The sequence below is a fragment of the Pseudomonas sp. NPDC090752 genome (genome assembly GCF_055584805.1).
In genome coordinates, this window is the sequence record NZ_JBVJLI010000008.1 from 102,459 (window position 1) to 123,210 (window position 20,752).

The 20,752-nt window shown below is 61.0% G+C and carries 26 protein-coding genes and 2 pseudogenes; 10 read left to right on the forward strand and 18 right to left on the reverse strand.

The features are described from left to right. Positions 1–39 precede the first annotated feature (39 nt). The 6 genes and pseudogenes from ACZ6YA_RS13160 to ACZ6YA_RS13185 all read right to left on the reverse strand — a co-directional run. Positions 40–618, reverse strand: a complete 579-nt coding sequence (locus tag ACZ6YA_RS13160) for an adhesin (RefSeq protein WP_465897560.1) — start codon at positions 616–618, stop codon at positions 40–42. A gap of 1 nt (position 619) precedes the next feature. Continuing rightward, complete coding sequence (locus tag ACZ6YA_RS13165; RefSeq protein ID WP_465897561.1) at positions 620–1,057, reverse strand: hypothetical protein; 438 nt, start codon at positions 1,055–1,057, stop codon at positions 620–622. 297 nt (positions 1,058–1,354) lie between these two features. Next, positions 1,355–1,906 carry an AAA family ATPase gene (locus tag ACZ6YA_RS13170; RefSeq protein WP_465897562.1) on the reverse strand — a complete coding sequence of 184 codons (552 nt, stop codon included), beginning with the start codon at positions 1,904–1,906 and terminating at the stop codon, positions 1,355–1,357. Beyond that, complete coding sequence (gene pnuC, locus ACZ6YA_RS13175) at positions 1,903–2,481, reverse strand: nicotinamide riboside transporter PnuC (RefSeq protein WP_465897563.1); 579 nt, start codon at positions 2,479–2,481, stop codon at positions 1,903–1,905. Before pnuC ends, ACZ6YA_RS13170 begins: the two co-directional genes overlap by 4 nt. A gap of 78 nt (positions 2,482–2,559) precedes the next feature. Further along, positions 2,560–3,300 (reverse strand): methyl-accepting chemotaxis protein, encoded by a 741-nt coding sequence (locus ACZ6YA_RS13180; protein WP_465897666.1) that lies wholly within the window; start codon positions 3,298–3,300, stop codon positions 2,560–2,562. A 132-nt stretch (positions 3,301–3,432) separates the two neighbouring features. Further along, positions 3,433–4,233: pseudogene (locus ACZ6YA_RS13185) on the reverse strand (cache domain-containing protein); the annotation flags it as partial. Positions 4,234–4,495: 262 nt separating this feature from the next. On the opposite strand from ACZ6YA_RS13185, the gene ACZ6YA_RS13190 reads away from it, so the two are divergent. Together ACZ6YA_RS13190 and ACZ6YA_RS13195 are read left to right on the forward strand one after the other, a co-directional pair. After that, positions 4,496–5,326, forward strand: a complete 831-nt coding sequence (locus tag ACZ6YA_RS13190; RefSeq protein ID WP_465897564.1) for an undecaprenyl-diphosphate phosphatase — start codon at positions 4,496–4,498, stop codon at positions 5,324–5,326. A gap of 1 nt (position 5,327) precedes the next feature. Next, a complete protein-coding gene (locus tag ACZ6YA_RS13195; protein ID WP_465897565.1) occupies positions 5,328–5,738 on the forward strand; it encodes a DUF1294 domain-containing protein in 411 nt (136 codons plus the stop codon). Positions 5,739–5,742: 4 nt separating this feature from the next. Here the strand turns inward: ACZ6YA_RS13195 and ACZ6YA_RS13200 are convergent, their stop codons facing one another. Both ACZ6YA_RS13200 and ACZ6YA_RS13205 read right to left on the reverse strand, forming a co-directional pair. Beyond that, positions 5,743–6,102: an MmcQ/YjbR family DNA-binding protein gene (locus ACZ6YA_RS13200; protein WP_465897566.1), complete on the reverse strand. Its 360-nt coding sequence runs from the start codon at positions 6,100–6,102 to the stop codon at positions 5,743–5,745. After that, a complete protein-coding gene (locus tag ACZ6YA_RS13205; RefSeq protein WP_465897567.1) occupies positions 6,095–6,997 on the reverse strand; it encodes a LysR substrate-binding domain-containing protein in 903 nt (300 codons plus the stop codon). Before ACZ6YA_RS13205 ends, ACZ6YA_RS13200 begins: the two co-directional genes overlap by 8 nt. Positions 6,998–7,130: 133 nt before the next feature. Between ACZ6YA_RS13205 and ACZ6YA_RS13210 the strand changes: the two genes are divergently transcribed. Next, complete coding sequence (locus tag ACZ6YA_RS13210) at positions 7,131–7,742, forward strand: FMN-dependent NADH-azoreductase (protein WP_465897568.1); 612 nt, start codon at positions 7,131–7,133, stop codon at positions 7,740–7,742. Between the two features lie 129 nt (positions 7,743–7,871). Then, on the forward strand, positions 7,872–8,915 hold the full coding sequence (locus ACZ6YA_RS13215; protein ID WP_465897569.1) for an alpha/beta hydrolase family protein: 1,044 nt from the start codon (positions 7,872–7,874) through the stop codon (positions 8,913–8,915). Here the strand turns inward: ACZ6YA_RS13215 and ACZ6YA_RS13220 are convergent. From ACZ6YA_RS13220 to ACZ6YA_RS13230, 3 genes are all read right to left on the reverse strand, one after another. Further along, a complete protein-coding gene (locus tag ACZ6YA_RS13220) occupies positions 8,877–10,070 on the reverse strand; it encodes an MFS transporter (protein WP_465897570.1) in 1,194 nt (397 codons plus the stop codon). The two genes, ACZ6YA_RS13215 and ACZ6YA_RS13220, sit on opposite strands and share 39 nt — an antisense overlap. A 129-nt stretch (positions 10,071–10,199) precedes the next feature. Beyond that, positions 10,200–11,786 (reverse strand): ABC-F family ATPase, encoded by a 1,587-nt coding sequence (locus ACZ6YA_RS13225; RefSeq protein WP_400803278.1) that lies wholly within the window; start codon positions 11,784–11,786, stop codon positions 10,200–10,202. A 377-nt stretch (positions 11,787–12,163) separates the two neighbouring features. Continuing rightward, positions 12,164–12,403 (reverse strand): hypothetical protein, encoded by a 240-nt coding sequence (locus tag ACZ6YA_RS13230; RefSeq protein WP_465897572.1) that lies wholly within the window; start codon positions 12,401–12,403, stop codon positions 12,164–12,166. Positions 12,404–13,100: 697 nt separating this feature from the next. On the opposite strand from ACZ6YA_RS13230, the gene ACZ6YA_RS13235 reads away from it, so the two are divergent. After that, entirely contained in the window at positions 13,101–13,397 is a 297-nt protein-coding gene (locus tag ACZ6YA_RS13235; protein WP_465897573.1) for a hypothetical protein, read from the forward strand. A gap of 15 nt (positions 13,398–13,412) precedes the next feature. Here ACZ6YA_RS13235 and ACZ6YA_RS13240 read toward each other — a convergent pair whose 3' ends face one another. Further along, the gene (locus ACZ6YA_RS13240; protein ID WP_465897574.1) at positions 13,413–13,697 is read right to left on the reverse strand and encodes a hypothetical protein; all 285 of its coding nucleotides are present in this window, start codon (positions 13,695–13,697) and stop codon (positions 13,413–13,415) included. 462 nt (positions 13,698–14,159) lie between these two features. Here ACZ6YA_RS13240 and ACZ6YA_RS13245 point away from each other — a divergent pair, with 462 nt between their 5' ends. Further along, on the forward strand, positions 14,160–14,525 hold the full coding sequence (locus ACZ6YA_RS13245; RefSeq protein WP_465897575.1) for a hypothetical protein: 366 nt from the start codon (positions 14,160–14,162) through the stop codon (positions 14,523–14,525). Positions 14,526–14,720: 195 nt separating this feature from the next. Next, on the forward strand, positions 14,721–15,050 hold the full coding sequence (locus ACZ6YA_RS13250; protein WP_465897576.1) for a hypothetical protein: 330 nt from the start codon (positions 14,721–14,723) through the stop codon (positions 15,048–15,050). Positions 15,051–15,112: 62 nt separating this feature from the next. Here ACZ6YA_RS13250 and ACZ6YA_RS13255 read toward each other — a convergent pair whose 3' ends face one another. Continuing rightward, positions 15,113–15,319 (reverse strand): hypothetical protein, encoded by a 207-nt coding sequence (locus ACZ6YA_RS13255; protein ID WP_465897577.1) that lies wholly within the window; start codon positions 15,317–15,319, stop codon positions 15,113–15,115. A gap of 199 nt (positions 15,320–15,518) precedes the next feature. On the opposite strand from ACZ6YA_RS13255, the gene ACZ6YA_RS13260 reads away from it, so the two are divergent. Continuing rightward, entirely contained in the window at positions 15,519–16,307 is a 789-nt protein-coding gene (locus ACZ6YA_RS13260; protein WP_465897578.1) for a lipopolysaccharide biosynthesis protein, read from the forward strand. A gap of 84 nt (positions 16,308–16,391) precedes the next feature. Continuing rightward, the gene (locus tag ACZ6YA_RS13265; protein WP_465897579.1) at positions 16,392–16,892 is read left to right on the forward strand and encodes a methylated-DNA--[protein]-cysteine S-methyltransferase; all 501 of its coding nucleotides are present in this window, start codon (positions 16,392–16,394) and stop codon (positions 16,890–16,892) included. A gap of 2 nt (positions 16,893–16,894) precedes the next feature. Here ACZ6YA_RS13265 and ACZ6YA_RS13270 read toward each other — a convergent pair whose 3' ends face one another. The 3 genes and pseudogenes from ACZ6YA_RS13270 to ACZ6YA_RS13280 form a co-directional block, all read right to left on the reverse strand. After that, a complete protein-coding gene (locus ACZ6YA_RS13270) occupies positions 16,895–17,137 on the reverse strand; it encodes a hypothetical protein (RefSeq protein ID WP_465897580.1) in 243 nt (80 codons plus the stop codon). Continuing rightward, a pseudogene (locus tag ACZ6YA_RS13275) lies at positions 17,134–17,876 on the reverse strand (carbon-nitrogen hydrolase family protein). The gene ACZ6YA_RS13270 and the pseudogene ACZ6YA_RS13275 overlap by 4 nt, the downstream one beginning before the upstream one ends. Before the next feature lie 80 nt (positions 17,877–17,956). After that, the gene (locus ACZ6YA_RS13280) at positions 17,957–18,472 is read right to left on the reverse strand and encodes a DUF3016 domain-containing protein (RefSeq protein WP_465897581.1); all 516 of its coding nucleotides are present in this window, start codon (positions 18,470–18,472) and stop codon (positions 17,957–17,959) included. Positions 18,473–18,546: 74 nt separating this feature from the next. Here ACZ6YA_RS13280 and ACZ6YA_RS13285 point away from each other — a divergent pair, with 74 nt between their 5' ends. After that, positions 18,547–19,272: a metallophosphoesterase gene (locus tag ACZ6YA_RS13285; protein ID WP_465897582.1), complete on the forward strand. Its 726-nt coding sequence runs from the start codon at positions 18,547–18,549 to the stop codon at positions 19,270–19,272. Here the strand turns inward: ACZ6YA_RS13285 and ACZ6YA_RS13290 are convergent. Both ACZ6YA_RS13290 and ACZ6YA_RS13295 read right to left on the reverse strand, forming a co-directional pair. Beyond that, positions 19,220–19,834 (reverse strand): LysE family translocator, encoded by a 615-nt coding sequence (locus ACZ6YA_RS13290; RefSeq protein ID WP_465897583.1) that lies wholly within the window; start codon positions 19,832–19,834, stop codon positions 19,220–19,222. The two genes, ACZ6YA_RS13285 and ACZ6YA_RS13290, sit on opposite strands and share 53 nt — an antisense overlap. Positions 19,835–19,914: 80 nt before the next feature. Further along, positions 19,915–20,724: a helix-turn-helix domain-containing protein gene (locus tag ACZ6YA_RS13295; RefSeq protein WP_465897584.1), complete on the reverse strand. Its 810-nt coding sequence runs from the start codon at positions 20,722–20,724 to the stop codon at positions 19,915–19,917. Between the last annotated feature and the right edge of the window lie 28 nt (positions 20,725–20,752).

The window sequence follows — 20,752 nt, forward strand, 5'->3', positions numbered from 1 at the left end:
GTCTTCTTTAGGTTAAGTGTTGTTCTTACCTTTATCGGGTCAATTGGCGACCCGTACGCTCAGGGTGTTTGCCGTCTGGTTGCCCACCCCGGCGCTCTGATTCAACTGGATGACCCCGCGGCTGCCGGTGAATGCCTGGTCACCGGTGGTGACCTGGCGATAGCCGGGAGAGGTATCAGTTGGATCCGAGCTGTTGATCAGCGCCACGTTCTGTTGCAGCAGGACGCTGTCATCAATGCTTTGCGGTTGTGTACTGAGGCTGATGCGCAGGGCGTTTGCCTGCTGGGTACTGGCGCCTGCGCTCTGGTTGACGCCCAGTGCGCCGCTGCCATGACTGAAGGCATCGCCCTGGATACTGGCGCTGGCCCCCATGTTGGGATCGACGATGGACAGCTGGCGTTGGCGGATCTGCGTGCTGGCGGCCGCCTCGTGGCCGGTGGCGATGGCTCGGGCGTTGGCTTGCTGCTGCTGGTCGCCCGCCGCCTGGTTGACGCTGAAGTTGCCTTGATATCGCGCGCCAGAATTGTCGATGCTGGCGTTATTGATCACTGGAACGGGGGATTGGGCGAGGGCCGATGCACTGCACAACGTGGCGAGGATAAACAGCGTCTGCCTCATCTCATTTGCCTCCGGTCAGGATCTGCAGAGGCGCGAGGCCGCGCTGGACGCTGGAGTTGACCATGTTGGAAATGCCATTGCCGGACCCCGTGCCCCGGCCTGCCGCCATGTTCGGCAACTGGTTCTGGTTGCTGATATTGCCGCCGAGGTTGTCGGTCTGCTGGGTGATCAGCGAGGAAATGCCCGTACCGCTGGTGATGTTGGCGAAGTCACCATCACTCAGCTCGTTGGTTTGCTTGATCACGTAAGCGGACGGGTTGGCATTGGCGGTGGTGGGGTAGGGGTCAGGTGCCAGGGGCGCACGGATGGCCATGCGCGGTTGCACATCGCGGGTGATTACGATGATGCCATCGGCGGCGTGGGCTGACAGGCTCAAGCCGGTGCTCAATGCGCAACCGACCAGCAGGAGGCGAGCGATGCTTTTGTCCCGTTTCCTCATGATGGCTATTCCTTCTTCGAGCGCTGGCCAGGTGCAGCGTTGCGAGGAGGAGAGCAGGAGGCGTGCCGCTTTTGGATAATGCTTTGCATTCAACGGCTTGCAGAATCTGGATGAATGCAGACTGAAGTTGTTGTATCAGTGCTGAGACAGATTTTGCGCGAATCGCCGTTTTGCCCGGTATAGACGCTGCCCGAGGTGCTTTTTTCAGCGCTGTATCACTGGCGTGACACTCGCCCCGGAATCGGTGGGGGAGCGCGCAAATACGGGGGTCAAGGCGTAGGGAGGTGTGTCATGGGCTTAACACTCAGTGGCGCAGTCTGGTGTTTTTCCCTGCAGTAGACGTTGTACGGCCTGCAAGGCGGCCGCGCTGCGTTGAGGCCAATCGCCGTCAATGATTTGCAGATTTTGCTGGTTGTGTTGCAGCCATTGCAGGCTGTCATCGAAAAACCTTTGACGATCTGCCAGAGCCGGCTGGCAGCGCTGAGGGTCGGCTACCCAGTTTACCCCGTGAGGGCTGAGCAACAGGTGCAGGTCGTATTGACGAGATAGCAAGGCCTGCTCAAGCCAAGCTGGGCAATCCTGGAACAGTGCGCGGCTCCAGAGCATGTTGCTGAGCAAGTGGGTGTCGAGGATCAGCAAGTGCGGAGCCTGCTCGCGGGCCTGGTCCTCCCAGGCCAGCTGGCCGCGGGCGATGGGGGTGATATCGGCGTAGCAGGTATCGCGGCACGCCTGGTCAATGAAGTGGCGCACATACTCGCTCACCACCACGCCGCCGAAATGCGCCTGGATTTCGCCACTGAGCCAGCTTTTGCCGCTGGACTCGGGGCCGCACAGTACCACAACCTTCATGCCTGCACCTTGCCGGCCCGCAAGGCCGGGTCACGTCGCCATTCCAGCCAGCCACGCACGGCGATCAGGGTAAGCACGGCGAAGAAGCCCGCCGTGAAGAACAGCTGCTGATGCAGGTACTGGCCGACATAAGCCACATCCACCACCACCCATAGCGGCCAGCATTGAACGCGTTTCTGTGCCATCCACAGCTGCGCGACCAGGCTGAAACCGGTTAGCGTGGCGTCCAGCCAGGGCAGGGCGGCATCGGTCCAGTGGGCCATGGCCGCGCCAAGCGCGACGCTGAGCGCCAGCCCCGCAGCCAAGCCGCTGAACACAGCCTGGGGCGACAGGCGCGACACCACGCGAGCATCTTCGCTGCGGTCCGGGCGCTTCCACTGCCACCAGCCGTAGAGCTGCAACACGGCGTAGGCGACTTGTAGCAACATCCCCGAATACAGCTTCACCTCGTAGAACAGCCAGCCATATATAAGCACCATCACCAGGCCGATCGGCCAGCACCAGGCGTTCTGCTTGACGGTCAGCCATACTGCGGTGACGCCGAGCACGGCAGCGATGAGTTCGAGGCCGGACATCGGCGATCCTTGGGCAGGGGAAGGGCCGCGATTGTAGCGCGTGAGCAACGTGGGTAACAGTTCCGTGCAGGCCCCTGCTCAGACGCGGAATTGCCTCAGCAGATGCTCCAGCTCCTGGCTCAACTGTCCCAGTGCCATCCCGGCATCGCTGGATTGGCGCGCCGCCTCGGCGGTCTGCTGCGACAAACCGGCAGTATCCAGCACATTGCGGTTGATCTCTTCGACCACATGCGACTGCTGCAGGGTGGCGCTGGCAATAGAGGCATTGAGTGCGGTGAGGTTGTGCAGCACCTGGCTAATGGCATCAAGGCTAACACCGGCTTCGCGGGCCTGTTCGACGGTCTGGCGCGAAGCTTCACTGCTGGTGTCGATGGCTTTTACTGCCGCGTCCGACTGCCCTTGCAGGTGCTCGATCATGGTGTTGATTTCGGCTGTGGACTGCGCACTGCGCTGGGCCAGCAAGCGTACTTCGTCGGCGACCACCGCGAAGCCGCGGCCCTGTTCGCCGGCGCGCGCGGCTTCGATGGCGGCATTGAGCGCAAGGAGGTTGGTCTGCTCGGCGATGGAACGGATCACCTCCAGTACGCCGCCGATCCGGGTGCTGTGCCCGGCCAGGTCGCGGATCACCTGGACGGCTTGCTCGATGGTCGCAGAGAGCCGATCGATCTGTTGCAGGCTGCCCTGAATGGCCTGCTGGCCATGCTCCACCTGCTGCTGCGCCGTACGCATTTCGCCAGCGGCCTGTTCGGCGGTCTTGGCCACGTCCTGCACCGCATAGGTCACTTCGTTGATCGCCGTCGCCACCTGGTCCATCTGCATCGACTGTTGGGCGCTGTGCTGTTGCGCGGCGCCGGCGTTGTCACCGACCCGGCCAGCAGACTGCGCCAATGAATGCGCCGCGCCTTGCAGTTGGCCGACCACACCCTGCAATTTACCGTTGAAGCGGTTGAAGTGTTCGCCCAGGTAAGTGATTTCGTCGCGGCCATGGGTGTCCAGGCGCCGGGTCAGGTCGCTTTCACCACTGGCGATGTTGCCCATGGCCTGCACTGCTTCCTGCAACGGTTGGGCGATACTGCGGGCGATGAGCATGACCACCAGCGCCATTAGCAGGGCGATCCCCAGGCCGACCAGTGAGGCATCGCGCAACTGGCGAGCGAACTCGACCTGGACGTCGTCGATATAGACGCCAGAGCCGATGATCCAGCCCCACGGCTTGAACAGTTGGATGTACGAAGTCTTGGCCACAGGGTCGCTGGCGCCGGGTTTGGGCCAGCGATAGTTGACCGGGCCTGCGCCCTGGTTGCGGGCGAGCGTGACCATTTCGGTGAACACGGCAAAACCGTCTGGGTCGCGAATGGCCGAGAGGTCCTGGCCGTCGAGCTTGGAGTTGGCCGGGTGCATGATCATCTTCGGCCCGAGGTCGTTGATCCAGAAGTAGTCGTTCTGGTCATAGCGCAGCGCCCGCACGACCTGCAGGGCCTGTTGCTGCGCGCTTTCGCGGCTGAGTGTACCGGCGGCTTCAAGGCCGTGATAGTAGGCCAGCACCCCGGCCGCGGTCTGCACCACATGGCGGGTCTTTTCGGCTTTGGCCTGGTACAGGTCGCCATGGATCTGGCGCAGCATCAGCAGGCCGAGCATCACCAGCATCGCCACGGCTACCAGCAGAATCAGCCACAAACGGCGACTGATGGACATCGACCTCAAGGTCTTCATGAACGGCACTCCCGCATTGTTCTTTTTATTGATGTGCATCGAAGCATGCTTTGGCGCTGGCGACCTACCCGACTAATGGCTAAGTGCTAGTTGCCGTCTAGTCTGCAACATGCCGGGCAAGCGATTGCCATGCCGCTTTGCTAGGATTTCGGCCGCGCAAGATGAAACCTTTAGGCTGGCTGAACTTTTCTGCTGGCATTGGTCCCTGCAGTCGCTGTAAAAATGCCGCGCCGCGTGCGGCAATCACAAGCAAATCAAGAACAAGGAGCCTGCAACCAGCAGCGCTCCAACCGGGGGAATGATGGATTTTTGGACTGCCTTCCAGGCAATCATCTTAGGCGTGGTCGAAGGGCTCACGGAGTTCTTGCCGATCTCCAGTACCGGCCACCAGATCATCGTGGCCGACCTGATCGGCTTCGGTGGCGAACGGGCCATGGCTTTCAACATCATCATCCAGCTGGCGGCAATTCTGGCGGTAGTGTGGGAATTCCGACGCAAGATCCTCGATGTGGTGTTCGGCCTGAGCAGCCAACCCGCGGCGCGGCGCTTTACCGCCAACCTGCTGCTGGCGTTCATGCCTGCCGTGGTGCTGGGCGTGCTGTTCGCCGACCTGATCCATGAATACCTGTTCAACCCGATCACGGTGGCGGCGGCCCTGGTGGTCGGTGGTGTGATCATGCTGTGGGCTGAACGCCGCACGCACCGCGTGGAAGTCGACCATGTCGACGACATGCGCTGGTCGCATGCACTGAAGATTGGCTTCATTCAGTGCCTGGCGATGATCCCGGGCACCTCGCGCTCCGGCTCGACCATTATCGGCGGCCTGCTGTTCGGCTTGTCGCGCAAGGCCGCCACCGAGTTCTCGTTCTTCCTGGCGATGCCGACCATGGTTGGCGCGGCGGTGTACTCGGGCTACAAGTACCGCCACCTGTTCGAGCCGAGCGACTTGCCAGTGTTCGCCATCGGCTTCGTGACGTCGTTCATCTTCGCCATGATCGCCGTGCGCGCGCTGCTCAAGTTCATCGCCAACCACAGCTATGCCGTGTTCGCCTGGTACCGCATCGTCTTTGGCCTGCTGATCCTGGCGACCTGGCAATTTGGCTGGGTCGACTGGTCGACGGCGCACGGCTGACATGGCCCGGGTGCAAACGGCAAGGGAGGAGGGCGTACGCAATGTACGCCTGAAGCTGATGGCGCTGGGTTTGTTGTGTCTGCTGCCGCTGGCAGGCGCCGCGCAGATGGCCTGGAGCGGGCAATCCTGGCTGCCACTGGGGGTCTATCCGGCGATGAGCCTGATCACCCTGTTGCTGTACTGGCAAGACAAGCACCAGGCACGCAGTGGCGCCTGGCGCACACCCGAGAAGGTGTTGCATGCCGGTGAGCTGCTCGGTGGCTGGCCTGGGGCACTGTTGGCCCAGCAGCTGTTTCGGCACAAGACACGCAAGGTCTCGTACCAGTTGGTGTTCTGGGTCATCGTGCTGTTGCATCAAGTGTTTTGGCTTGATCAGCTGGTTCTGGGCGGGCGCTTTCTGCCGCTGAGCTGACGACTCACATCAGCAACCCGATCTGCAGCCGCTTCACCAGCCGGCGCACCACCAGTTGGTGTGAGCGCTGCAGCAGATCGCACAGCTCTTCCCGGCCCATCGGGTAGGGGGGCACCATGCTGATCCACCGGGCTCGCGCCAGGTAAGGCGCCGGGCGCACACCGGGGCGGTCGCAGTAGCCCAGAAACAGCTCATCGGCCACTTTGAACGATAACCCCGCGCCCGCCAGGTCAAGCACTGCGAACATCTTGTTGCCGGCCACCGAGAACACCCGGATGCCGCCCCATTTGTAGTCTTCACGTGCACCGGGCAGGCTCAGGCAGAATGCCGCGACCTGTGCCTCGGTCATCTTCTGCTTAGACATAGCGTTCTCCACACGCCTCGAACGACGCTGCCAGATGATCGATCCACACCCGGACGGCCGGCAACAAACCCCGTCGATGAGGGTAAACCGCCTGCAGGTAGCCGCCTGGCAGCGACCAGTCCGGCAGCAGCCGCACCAGTTCGCCCCGTTCCAACTCTTCCTCGCAGAACATGCTCGGCAGTGCCGTAAACCCCAGCCCTGCCTTTACGGCCGCATTGCGCACGACGAAGTCATCGATGGCCAGGCGCGGCTCCAAGGCGATTTCCTGCTGCCGGCCATCCGGCCCGAGCAGGCGAAAATGCACCAGCCGGTCGGCTTCAGCGGCGCCCAGTACGGGTAACGAGGCCAGCTCAGAAGGCTGGCGAATATGGTCGGCAAAGCCCGGAGCGGCGACCAGTTGCATCTGCGCCTGGCGCAGCCGGCGGGTGACCAGCGCCGGGTCTTCATCGCCCAGGTCACGTACACGCAAGGCAACGTCGATGCCTTCGGAAATCAGGTCGACACGGCGGTTGAGCAACACCATGTCCAGTTGCACCTGCGGGTACTGTTCCAGAAAACGGCTGATGACATCCGGCAGGAACGCATGGGCCAACGCCACGGGGCACGATACCCGCAAGCGACCGCGTGGCTCGCTGCTCATGCTCGCTACGGCGTCGTCGGCGGCCTCGGCTTCCAGCAACATGGCCTGGCAGTGGTGCAGGTAGCGCTCGCCCACTGCGGTCAGCTTGAGTTGCCGGGTGGTGCGTTGCAGCAGCCGAGTGCCCAGGCGTTCCTCCAGCTCGGCGATGCGTCGCGAGAGGCGTGATTTAGGGATACCCAACTGGCGCCCGGCAGCGGCGAAACCGCCAGCTTCGACCACCTGGGCAAAGTAGAAGAGGTCGTTGAGGTCTTGCATGGCGCTGTCTCACTGTTCTATCTGTGGGACAAACTAACGCATTTTTGCCGACTTATCAGCTATTCGCCGCCCCGGTAGGATTCTACCCATCGTGATCGCTTAACGCTGCGGTCTTCATTCACAGGAGAGTCCCATGAAACTGTTGCATATCGATTCGAGCATCCTGGGCGACAATTCCGCCTCCCGCCAGCTGAGCCGCGAAGTGGTCGAAGCCTGGCAAGCCGCCGAGCCAGGCATCGAAGTGGTTTACCGCGATTTGGCCGCTGATGCCATTGCTCACTTCTCGGCTGCCACCCTGGTCGCCGCCGGCACCCCGGAAGATGTGCGCGATGCAGCCCAGGCCTTCGAAGCCAAGCTGAGCGCCGAAACCCTGGAAGAGTTCCTTGCCGCAGATGCAGTAGTGATTGGCGCGCCGATGTACAACTTCACCGTGCCGACCCAGCTCAAGGCCTGGATCGACCGCGTTGCCGTGGCCGGCAAGACCTTCCGCTACACCGAAGCCGGCCCGGAAGGCCTGTGCGGTGACAAGAAGGTGGTGCTGGTATCGACGGCCGGCGGCCTGCACGCTGGCCAGCCAAGCGGTGCCGGCCACGAAGATTTCCTCAAGGTGTTCCTCGGCTTCATCGGCATCACCGACCTGGAAATCGTCCGTGCCCACGGCCTGGCCTACGGCCCGGAACATCGCAGCAACGCCATTGATGCCGCCCAGGCGCAGATTGCCAACGAGCTGTTCGCCGCGGCCTGATAGCCTGGCGTAAAAAAACCGGCCATCGCCTGCGCGTTGGCCGGTTTTTTCATCCACTTTTCATCTGCCATCACCCGTGCGGGTTCTATCCTGATGTTATACCCTCGCTCCGCGTGGAATAGCCGGCCGATGAACATCCCCCGTTGCTTGCTGGCACTGCTGCTCGGTGGCCTGGTGGCCCATGCCGAGGCTGCACCCTGGGTCGCCGGCCTGCACCATATGACCTTGAACGACCCCGTCGACGCCCGGCCGATGCAGGCTCTGGCGTTCTATCCCGCCCAAGGGACTGCCCACAGCACACGTATTGATGGCTATCCTGTCGACGTTGCCGATGAAGCTCCCGTGGCGCTTGGGCAGTTTCCGTTGCTGGTGCTATCGCACGGCAACACCGGCAGTCCGCTGGCGCTGCACTACCTGGCGACCGCCCTGGCCCGCCAGGGGTTTGTGGTCGTGGCGGTTGTGCACCCAGGTGATAACGCACGTGATCACAGCCGACTGGGCACCCTGAGCAACCTGTATGGGCGACCGTTACAGGTCAGCGCCGCCATCACGGCCGCTCGCGACGACACCTTACTCGGGCCCTATCTGAATGACGGCAAGGTCGGCGTGATCGGCTACTCGGCCGGTGGTGAAACGGCGTTGATCCTCTCTGGCGCCCAGCCCGACCTTGACCGCCTGCGCCAATATTGCCTGGAACGCCCCACCGACACCGACGCCTGCAAGACCCACGGCGTGCTGATCGCCGACCGCAGCGAGCTGGCGCCCAAGGCCGATTCAAGGGTGGGCGCAGTGATGCTGATGGCCCCGCTGAGCCTGATGTTCGGCCGCCACGCGCTGGCCAGCGTCAAGGTGCCGGCGCTGATCTACAGTGGCGACAACGACCAGTTGCTGGCCGTGGACCGCAATGCCGAGGCGCTGGCACGCAAACTGCCAGTAACGCCGGATTACCGTCTGTTGGCAGGCGCCGGTCATTTCGTGTTCATGGCCCGCTGCGACGACGAACAATGGGCGCGTATGGCTGCGCTGTGCAAGGACGCAGCAGGTGTCGATCGCCGGTATATCCATCACTCGCTGCAGCGCGAAACTGCAGCCTTCTTCAGCCAGGTGCTAGACGCGCCAGAGCACGCCGAACGCTCAGCCGCGACGGCTGCGCCGCGCCAGCAGCAACGTTAGGCCAACCCCGGCCAAGGCCAGGAGCGCCGCGACGCAGAAGATCGAGGCATACCCCAGATGCGCCGCCACGGCCCCCATCAGTGGGCCGGCGACTGCCAAGGCCATGTCGAAGAACACCGCGTAGGCACCCAGCCCGGCGCCGCGGCTGCTGCTGGGTACCTGCTTGATCGCCTCGACGCCCAGTGCCGGATACACCAGCGACAGGCCGAAACCGGTGAGGCCGGCACCGACCAACGCCCACACGGGCGAAGGGGCCAACCACAGCAGGCTCAAACCGAGCACTTCTGTGGCCATGCAGGCAACCGCCACGTTGTAGCCACCAAAACGGTTGACCGCATTCACGAACAACAGCCGCGAAATGATGAAACACAGCCCAAAGGCGCTCAGGCACCAGGCTGCGCCCATCCATCCGCGCTCCAGGTAATACAGGGTGACGAAGGTGGTCAGGGTGCCGTAGCCGATCGACGCCAGGGTCAGGCCCAGCCCGCACGGCGCAACGCGGCCGAACGCCGACCAGAACGGCAGCCGCTCACCGCGCACCACCACCACATCCGGGCGTTTGCGCAGCACCAGCATGGCCAGCAGGGCCAGCACCAGCAAAGCGGGGCCGAGCACGCCGAAATCCAGGGCATCGACCGCCAGCACGCCAACGGGTGCACCGATGGCGATCGCGCCGTACGAAGCGATGCCGTTCCAGGAAATCACCCTGGCGGTATGTTCAGGCCCCACCTGGCTGATGCCCCAACTCAGGGTGGCAACGCCGATCAGGCCTTGGGCAAGCCCCAGTAGCAAGCGCCCACCCAGCAACAACGCCAGGCTCAGCAACGGCGCGCTCACGGTCCAGGCCGAAGCGAATGTCAGCACCCCGCAGGCTGCGATACCCAGCAAGCCGTAGCGAATCGCCTGCTTACCACCCAAGGTATCGGCCACACGCCCGGCGAATGGTCGGCTGAGCAGGGTGGCCAGATACTGCAGGCCGATGGTCACCCCCGCGATCACCGCGCCGAAACCCAACTGATCATGGACATAGCTGGGCAGTACCGCGATCGGCAGGCCGATGCACAGAAAGGCAATGAAGGTATAGAAGACGATCGAGAGGATCTGCAGGGTGATACTGAAGGTGTTGCTGGCGGGGGAGGGCTGTTGCGCGGTCATGGGCTCGTTCGCGGGCGGGCGGTTGGGCGTGAGATCATCATGGGCGTTGTGCGAAGGAAATGAAAGCAGGCTAACGAATTATTCGTTATAGACCCGGCCATCCGAAGATGGCCGGGCAGAACAGCTAACTCAGACCAACACACCCTGGCTACGCAGGTAGTCGTCATAAGTGCCGCTGAAGTCCACCACACCGTCCGGCGACAGTTCGATGATGCGGGTGGCCAGCGACGACACGAACTCACGGTCATGGCTCACGAACAGTAGCGTGCCCGGGTAGTTTTCCAGCGCCAGGTTCAGCGCTTCGATCGATTCCATGTCCAGGTGGTTGGTCGGTTCGTCCATCACCAGCACGTTCGGCTTCTGCAGAATCAGCTTGCCGAACAGCATGCGGCCTTGTTCACCACCGGAAATCACCTTCACCGACTTCAAAATCTCGTCGTTGGAGAACAGCATGCGCCCGAGGGTGCCACGGATGATCTGCTCACCGGAGGTCCATTGGCCCATCCAGTCGAACAGGGTCAGGTCGTCCTCGAAGTCGTGCGCGTGGTCCTGGGCGTAGTAACCCACTTCGGCGCTGTCGGTCCACTTCACCGAGCCTGCATCCGGTTTCATCTCGCCCACCAGGGTGCGCAGCAGGGTAGTCTTGCCGATACCGTTGGGGCCGATGATCGCTACGCGCTCGCCAGCTTCGACGGTGATGTCGAAGTTCTTGAACAGCACCTTGTCGTCAAAGGCCTTGGCCATTTTCTCGACGACGACGGCCTGGCGGTGCAGCTTCTTGGTCTGCTCGAAGCGAATGAACGGGCTGACCCGGCTCGAAGGCTTGACCTCGGCCAGCTGGATCTTGTCGATCTGCTTGGCGCGCGAGGTGGCCTGCTTGGCCTTGGAGGCGTTGGCCGAGAAGCGGCTGACGAAGGTTTGTAGCTCAGCAATCTGGGCTTTCTTCTTGGCGTTGTCCGACAGCAGCTGTTCACGCGACTGGGTGGCCGCGGTCATGTATTCGTCGTAGTTGCCCGGGAACAGGCGCAGCTCGCCGTAGTCCAGGTCAGCCATGTGCGTGCACACGCTGTTGAGGAAGTGACGGTCGTGGGAAATGATGATCATGGTGCTGTTACGCGCCGTCAGAATCGTTTCCAGCCAGCGGATGGTGTTGATGTCCAGGTGGTTGGTCGGTTCGTCGAGCAGCAGCACGTCCGGGTCCGAGAACAGCGCCTGGGCCAGCAACACACGCAGCTTCCAGCCTGGCGCTACTTCGCTCATCGGGCCGAAGTGCTGTTCCAGCGGAATGCCCAGGCCCAGCAGCAGCTCACCGGCGCGCGATTCGGCGGTGTAGCCGTCCATTTCGGCGAACTCTGTTTCCAGTTCGGCGACGGCCATGCCGTCTTCCTCGGTCATTTCTGGCAGCGAGTAGATACGGTCACGCTCGGCTTTGACCTTCCACAGCTGGCCGTGGCCCATGATCACCGTGTCGATAACGGTGAATTCCTCGTAGGCAAACTGGTCCTGACGCAGCTTGCCGAGGCGGGTGTTCGGCTCGAGCATGACCTGGCCACCGGACGGCTCCAGGTCGCCACCGAGGATCTTCATGAAGGTCGACTTGCCGCAACCGTTGGCGCCGATCAGGCCGTAGCGGTTGCCGTTGTTGAATTTGACCGAGACGTTTTCGAACAGCGGCTTGGAGCCGAACTGCATGGTGATGTTAGCGGTGGAGATCAAAGGGCTTACCTATCAGTAACTTACGACGCTGGATTTTCAGCTGATACCGTTTTGATACCAATCTTGAATCTTCCAGCTCGCTCCAATCGGAGCTTGAGTAGAGCCAACGGGCGTACGTCGACAGCAGCATGTGCACGCTGTGACCCAGCTGTTGAGCGATAAATGCGGGGGTTGAGGCCGGACATTGAGCGTATTGTCGCATAGGTGTGACGGCAGTTGTATGGGGGCCGACGCCTGATGGCCAATTCATTGGGCGCCGCTGTGATCAGCCAGCGAAATGCTGACGTTGTGGGAGCGGGCTTGCCCGCGAACACCGGCACGGCCGGTGCCATCCACCGCGGTGCCTGCTTCGCGGGCAGCTGCGGGGCAACACAACCTCAGCTACTCTGGCTCAGCACGTACTGTTCAGCCATAACCTTCCCTTCGAGAATGGCTTCGGTCGAAGAGGAAAATGGTCGACTTACCCGCAGCGTGCGTGCCATTGCGCCTGGTTTCCCTATCTCAACCAACATCCCACTGGGAAACTCGAGGCTCGACTCCCAGAATACGTAAATCGATGCCTGGTAACCCAGGTAAGAATGCACGTAAAGGTCATGACTGGTGGACTGAAGGTTCATCACACTCTCCCACTGGGCGTCTCAAGTGCGCCTCTGATGGAGATACGACTGGGGCGTGCTCAGAAGCGTTCCGTTTTCCCGGCATTGCTATCTGTGAAGGTGCGAGTTCAATAGCTGCGTTCGTTCGGCCATCGATCTGCAGGCAGGTAGTCTCGCCGGGAGACTACCTGCTGCCACGCTAAAGCTTGTACTGAATGGTATAGGACGCATCAGTTCTTGGTTCTATCGTAATAGGAATGCCGAATAGTTTCCCTCGACACTCACTGACGCTACAGCGATACACGGCCCCCTGCCGAAGTTGGGTCCACAAGCCTTCGTCATGTATCGAGATACGCAATACGTGGTTGTTCGGATCCTCTCTGACTTGAGCAACGTGGTGGTCAAGGTCACATCCAAAATCCGCAGGGGTAAGCTCTGGATCGTAGCCGATCAGCACCCCGTGCCGTTTCAGATCGTCCCTGATACGTTCAATCACGTCATCCGCTTCTTGTTTTAGCATGATCGTTATCTCGCGGTGTTTTACTCGTTAAAACTCTAGTTGAACCTGATAGTTTTTGGTACGGAGTGCTGTTGGGGTGATGGGCGGCACTGATTGCTGATGCTCTGGTCTGCCTATCGGCGTCTGGCGATGGAGTGGCGAGATGGTTTGGCTTGGGCTATTGCTGAATCTGCAGTCAATGGAAACACGAGGTGTCGAATGAAACGTTTTCTGTTGGGTGCGGTGGTGTTGTCACTGGCCGCAACGGCTAACGCCGAGATGCCATTGGTTAACGCGACCTGCCCAGGTGGGTTCGAGGTGCACGCAGACGAGGGCGGGCCGGTGTACGTCAATGGCAAGGAAGCAAAACTGAAAAAATTCAGTGATACATACTTTGAAGCCAAGGGCAGTGGTGTGACCGTATCGATTACCATCAACCCTGATGAGTCTCTGGGTGTGTCGTACACCGGCAAGGGGGGGGCGAATGGCGTGTGCGAACTCACGGAGCAAGACTGATTTATTTGTGAGTTTTCATCCGTGCAGTTCGGGCGTGCGCTCCATCGCCAGTGCCAATGCATCCGATTGGCCCCAGGCTATCTGCATCGCCCGCAGGCCGTGCATCAGCAACTGCCGGGTTTCTTCGTCCTCGATGCGTTCAAGCGCGCGTCGGCTGTCGCTATAGGCGAACATCAGGTAGTGGGAAACATTCAGCAGCACGTGTTCGATTGGCACGACTCGCTCGCCGATGGCGCGGGCGAGGGTCTTCCCGGCTGGCAGTTCGAAGGTGTGGGGTGGATCAGGGACTATTTTTTTCATGGCTATCTCATGGGATTGACCGCACCCGTCCGTTTCCACACGTATGGGTGGCAGTTGTGCACGGGGTGGAAAACCGAGCCCATGAGAATCCCGGTAGGCCTTGCGACCTCCCGCGCACAACTGCCATGAAGACAGCTTCAATCTCAGGGACTGCCGGGTTTCCACACCCGATCGCTGAACCGTCAGCGACCCGGAGAGCCTAGAGGGCAGGGGTTCCCAGGACAATCAGATGAGTGTCGACAGGCCGCGTAGGGTATTTCTTCAGCTTTGCGCCCACCAGCGTAAAATAGTGGGAAAAATCTGAATCAGTTGTAGGGCAGCGCAGTCCTGTGCATTTTCTTTATAGCAAACAAGAATATTGGCCTGTAACTAATGCGGCGTACTATAAGCAAGTCATAAAACTAAAACATGGGCTCTTCTCGGTCTTGCAATGTTCTTGTAGGGGCAGCAGGAGCGTGTCGCGTGAAACGTTCTATTTTTTCAGGCGCAGTATTGGCAACAACTTTGGCTACAAGTCTTCTAGCGGGATGTGCACAAAATCCTGATGTTCGCGAAGGCCACGACTCTACATCCGGCATTACCGAGAAAAGCCCGCCGGATTATCTGAGTTGCGTTAAAGAAGAGTTGCACGGCAGTGCAACCACTTATGAGGAGGGCACCGGAGATTCCGTCAAGCTTTACGTCGATAGCACCGATCCGAATAAAGCTAACGGCCTGGTGGAAATGCGCAACACCGGCACCCATCATCAGTTCACGGCCTATCAACGCGATGCCTGGTACGACCATGGCCGGCTGCTCGATGCGGCACTCATGTGCTCAAAAGCCTGAAAGCCCTCTGGAACAAAAAGCCCGCACCCATGAGCGCGGGCTTTTTGTGATGGGTGCTGATCCTTCAGCGCGATGCATTGTAAAGAAATCATTCTCATTTGAAATGAGACGGAAGTCTTGCGTCCTACCATGGTGGATTAGTGCTTTGGTAAAACCATCGCTAGAATGCACCCTGTTCAATTGGGTCAATTGCAAATGCCTACCTTTCGTATTCTTCTTTGTGCCGCAGTGGCCATCAGCCTGGTCGGTTGCGCCAACCCTGGCAAGCCAACCGCCAGTAAGCTGACAAAAAAGTCCCCCGAGGCCTATGCCGCTTGCGTACTGCCGAAGTGGCAAGCGGTGGCGCCGCTTACCACGCAGAAGTCCATCAGCCACGGCTATCGGCTGACCGCACCTAGCGCAGTGACTTCCGATGAAGTACTTGAAGTCGTGGAGAACCGTGAGGGCAGCCGGGCGACGTTCTACAAAGGCAGTTTCCTGGCAGGTGACAAACTTCGTCAGGCGGCCAGAGAGTGCCTGGATTGAGCGTTCGTCAACTGCTCATTGCGGCCGGCTGTTCATCATGCGTTTGTACTGTCAAGGCTTGACTAGCGCAACCCCACCTTCAGGTTCATCTGACGGCATTGCACCTCTGCGTCCACCCTGCTCGGATAGCTGGGCTTGAGCCGTTCCTTCGCTTGGTTGTCATAAATGTCAAAGCCGCCGCACTCGGTAGCTGCACAGTACCTGCCACCGAGGCGAAAGGACTCCTTTTCGATGGGAACTGCCGGAACGATTACGAATCGTGGTTGCATGGTGCTTGCCTCCCAGGCTGAGACTTAAGTATTAGTACCACCGGGGATAACCAGCAAGGAAACGCATGACTTAATGACTGACACGCCGTGGACGAAACGAGACCCGTTGGTCGGATTGTGTAAGGGTTTTGTAAAAGTGACTGCAGCCTGGACAGGCATGGGTATGCTTTGTACCTAGTCCGAGCCGAAGAAAGTCAAAATGAACACACTTCCGTCGCAGCGAAATGCTGAACGCGGGGCGTTCTCCAGTTTTGAGGCGTGTCGCAATACTCAAAAAGGCCCCGTGGTGATTCTTGCCTCAGGTGCCTCTGCCAAGCAGTTCCCGTTGCGTGACTTCGCGCATCTTCCGGTCATCGCCATGAATGGCTCGGTCGCGCTCACCGCCGCCTGTGCTGTGAAGCCCTTTTTCTACGTGTGCACCGACAAGAGCTTTCGCGATCAGCAGCCCGAGCTGTTTGCCACCGCGTTGCGTGACAGCCAGCGCCTGGCGTTATGGCCCGAGCAGTTCGCCGGCGCCGACATTCCGGCCGACACGGAGTGCTATCCGTTGCACAAGGCCGAGACTCCAGGTCTGATCGATGGCTTGCGTGGCCATGGCTCCAGCCATGTCTGCAGCCGCGCGTTATGGAGCAAACGGGCCCGTTCGATCGCCTTCAGCAAAGACCTTGCAAGCGGCTATTACGATGCCCGCACGGTGGTTTACGTCGCTTTGCAGCTAGCGTATCACCTGGGTTTCGAGCAGGTATTGATGGTGGGCGTGGACCTCGATCAGTCGCTTGGCCGCTTTTACGAGAGCGATGAGGGCGAACATTCTCCCTGTGGGCTCGATCAGCATTGGGATAGCCGGATTCTGCCGTCCCTGACGCTGATGGCCGAGCAGGTGGTGAACGAACATTTCCAGGTTTACAACCTGTCTGCCATATCCCGTATTCCCCCTGAGGTAATCCCCAAGATCGACTTGCCCGAAGCACGGCGCATCGCTATTTGAAAGTTCCCTGCGCAAGATTGCGGATGCACAGGCTTAGGTGCGGCGTTACAGTGCGTGCACCTTGATACCCAGTGAGCACCCGTCATGACCCGTACCTTCACCCTTATGCAATCCCCGGTCGGCACCTTGACCTTGGTGGCACGGGGCGAGTGCCTGGCTGCCGTGCTGTGGCAAGAGGAACGGGAAAACCGTGTACGTTTGGGCGAGCTGCACCGGGATGATCGGCACCCCATCCTGCGCGAGGCTGCGCGCCAGCTAGGTGAGTATTTTGCCGGCCAGCGTCAGCGCTTCGAGCTGGCACTGGACTTCGCCGGCACCGAGTTTCAGCGTCAAGTGTGGGCGGCGCTGCTGACCATCCCCTTTGGCGAGACCCGCAGCTACAGCGACATCGCCCGGCAGATCGGCAACCCCAGTGCAGTCCGCGCGGTCGGCGCGGCCAACGGGCGCAATCCGATTTCAATCATCGCCCCCTGTCATCGGGTGATTGGTGCGTCCGGCAGCCTGACCGGCTTTGCCGGTGGGTTGCCAGCCAAGCAGTATCTGTTGGCACTGGAAGGGCGCCAGTGCCTGGCGCTGGATTTGTAGTTTCAGCTGAGCCAGAACGCGACCAGGCAGGCCACCACCGCCAACGCGGTCCCCGCCATTAGTGTGTACTGCCGGTGTGCCCGCCGTGCGTACGGGCGCACTTCCCGAAGATACTGCCCAGGCGCAGGCGCGTCCGGACGGTGGCGCAGCCCATCGGCGATGTCGGCCAGCTGGCCCTGAATCAACAGCCCCACCAGGTAATAGGTGCTGGAAAAACTGGCCAATGTCAGCAGAAAATATTTCATCCGGCAGACGTATTCAGCGTCACGCCCATGGCGCTGGAGGTATCGGTATCCAGCACGATCATGCCTTCGTGCCGGTCGTCCAGTGCCGCCAGCAACGTGCCCTGGCTATCCCAGGCCGCTGAGCCGCCGGCACCGACGAAGTTATCGGCCGGGCCAACGCAGTTGCCATCAGTACTGGGATACCGAGTGTACGCGCCACTTCAGGGTAATGTTCATAGCCTTCGCGGATACCCTTTGCGGTCTTGGCAACGCTCACCAGGTACAGTTGCGCGCCCAATGCGTGCGCCTGTTCGGCATGCTCGATGAACATCGACTCATAACAGATGGCAGGTGCCACCTGCAGTTGCCCGGCCGCGAAAACCAGCGGTTGCTCACCCGCAACGAAGTACGCCAACTCGTCCCCATGCAAGCGCTGTTTAGCGTACGCCAGCTGCGGCTGGCCAGGGCGTAGAATTGGCATGCCGATCTGAACACCCTCAGCGGTGGGCAACGGGAGGCCCACGGCGACGCTGATGTTCAGCCTGTCGCAGAGTGCCTGTAGCGGCGTTAGCCGAGTCGAGGTGACGGGTAACGCCAATTGCCGGGCCAGGCTGGGCTCATAACCGGTCAGTGACAGCTCGGGGAACACCACCACCTCTGCGCCTAGCCCCGCCGCCTGCTCGATGCAGTGCAGGTGGCGGAGCACATTGCCTTCGAGATCTCCTTTACGTGATGCCAACTGTACGGCACAGAGTTTCATGGAATGAGGACCTTTCCCTGGTGCAAGTCGAAGGGCCGAGCATACTACCGGCGCGCGCGCCTGTACCAGTGCAGGGTCTATCAGGAAGCTGGATGCGCCGCGAAACGTTGGCGGAACCAGTCGTCGAGCATGGCCTTTTCCGCGTACAGCCTGTCACTGCTACTGGCCGCGCGGCCTGGGCGGCTGAGATACATCTTGTCACTGACCCGTTCCTCGGCCTGTTGGCTGGGCTGTCCAGGCTGGCTCAAGGTATAGCTGAGGTCGATGGTTGGCCAGGTGATGTCGCGCATGAAGCGCACATCGTAGGCACGGCTGTGCCAAGGCTCGAACCGCCCGGCCAGGTCGATGTCACGGATGTCGATGACCAGTTGCTGGCCCGGTTGCAGGTAGCGCTGGCCAAGCTTCTGCAGGTACTGGGTCAGGGTTTTCATGACATAGTCGTCGGCACCGCGTTCGTAGCCCGAGTTGTCCAGGCTGGCGTCGCGGAATTTTTCAGGATGGTCGAAACGCACCTCAACCTGCGCAGGTGCGGTGCCTTGTGCCATGCTGTTGGTTGAGAGCGCCATGAGCACGGCACAGATGAGAGCGGTACGCATGATGCACCTCCGGGGCGTGCTGCGTGTTCGTCCATTTTACGCCTGCCAGTGTGTGGCAGCAGAGGAACATTGTCATGAGCCGGTTTCGGCGGGTTGCCGCCAACAGCCAAGGGCGTGACTTGGCCGTTGGCGATATTCACGGGCATTTTCGGCGCCTTGAGGAGTGCCTGGGCGCGGTGGGTTTCGATCCTGAGGTCGACCGGCTGTTCAGCGTCGGCGACCTGGTGGACCGCGGCCCGCACAGCGTCGAGGTGCTGGCGTGGCTGGACAAATCCTGGTTTCACGCCGTGCAGGGCAACCATGAATCGCTGGCCATTACCCACTTCAATGGCGGGCAGCTGGACCTGGATATGTATCGGGCAGCCGGAGGTGGCTGGTTCATCGACCTGCCGAGAGACGAGCAGGCGAACTTTGTAGAGCAGTTCCTGCAGTTGCCGATTGCCTTGGAGTTGCAGACGGCTGAGGGCTTGATTGGTGTGCTGCATGCCGATTGCCCGTTCCAGGAGTGGGCCGTCTTGCGCGACAGCTTGTTGTTCGATGATGACGCGAAAGTTCGCGAAATCTGTCAATGGTCCCGCCAGCGCTTGAAAGAGGGTGATACCCAAGTCGTCGAGGGGTTACGCGCCTTGCTGGTCGGGCACACGCCGGTACTCCAGGCCAAACAATTGGGCAATGTCTGGCATCTGGATACCGGTGGCTGGGCCGGTGGCTATTTCAGCCTGATGGACCTAGCCACCCTGAGGCTGCTCACCCCTGAACCAGGTGAACCAACAATGCCCCGGCCAGCAGCATCAGCATGATGCCCGAGGCCCGCTCCAGCCAGGGCAGGGCGTGCGAGAAGCGCCGCAACAGGCGTCGATTGCCAATGGCCACGGCCACCAGCAGGTCCCAGAGCAACACGATGCTGAACATCCACGCGCCGTAGGCGTACTTCCAGCCTGCGCTGCTGCTGGCGACCATGCTGGCGAGGCTGGCATAGAACAGCGCGTTCTTTGGATTGAGGATGCCGGACACAAAACCCATCCCCAGCCCTCGCCACCAACCGCGAGCGGGGTCATGCGTGCCCACCGCCGCAAGACTGGATTTTCCGGCATGGCGCAGAAACAGCACGCCGACATACATCAGATAACCCGCCCCGGCCAGTTGCAGGGCGATGAACGGCGCGCTGTCTTCACGCAGTACCGCCAGGCCGGCGAAGGCCACCCCGATGAATACACCATTGGCCAAGGCGATGCCCAGGCAGGCACCGCTGGCGACCCGCCAACCGGCACTGATCGATGTTCTGGCAATGAGGAAAAAGTCAGGCCCAGGCGAGAGCAAGGCAAGGAAGTGGGCGAGGGCGACGATCAGGAACTGCTCCATGGGGAGGGCTTTCTCAAAAGGAAAGCCGCAGTGTGGCGGCACCTGGGCGAGCGGTATTGAAGAATATTGCAGCCGGAGGCTTACCGGTACTGCCCTGGCGTTACCCCTACATGCGCCTTGAACACACGCTGGAAATGGCTCTGGTCGGAAAACCCCAAGCGATAGGCCACCTCGGCCAGCGCCAGGCCTTCACGCAACAGCTGCCGCCCACGATTGACCCGCGCATTGAGCAGGTAGGCATGCGGGGTCAAGCCGGTGGCAGCACGGAAGGCGCGAATCAGCTGGTACCGGCCTAGGCCGGCTTGCTGAGCCAGTGTCTCCAGGCTTAACGGTGCAGGGTCATCGGCTTCGATGCGTTCGATCAAGCCGCGCAGCGCTGGCATCGCCAATGTGGGCGCAGGCGCTGCCTTCAGCGGCGGGTGCTCGGAAAAGTCATGGTCGCCCATGAAGGCGATCAATGCGGCTTCTTTCTCGAGCGTATTCGCGGCAGAGAACAACAATTCATTCAACGTGCAGAACTGGCGGTATAGCGCGGGCAGCCGGCAGATACGCGCTGGCGCCCCCGGCTCAGCCGCTGCCAGCCCCGACTCCAGGCGCAGTTGCTGCAACCATTCAGCTTGCACGTGCAGCATCTGGTAGCTCCATGCGTGGCCTGGCTCTGGGTTGCAGGCATGCACGCGCTGCGCTGGCACCATCACCAGCGTGCCCGGTGTCAGGCGTTGCCGTCCTTCACCTGCGCCAGTGAAGTGGCTGCAACCTGCATCCACCGCACCCATGGAGAACGTAGGATGGCTGTGAGCCTTGTAGCAAGCACGGCTGTGGCAGGCTCGGCGGCTTTCCACCCAGGGCAGGGACGGGTCACGCCAGAGTGAGGAGCGGGTACGGGGCATGCGGCAATCCTCGGTCAGCTTGGCAGCT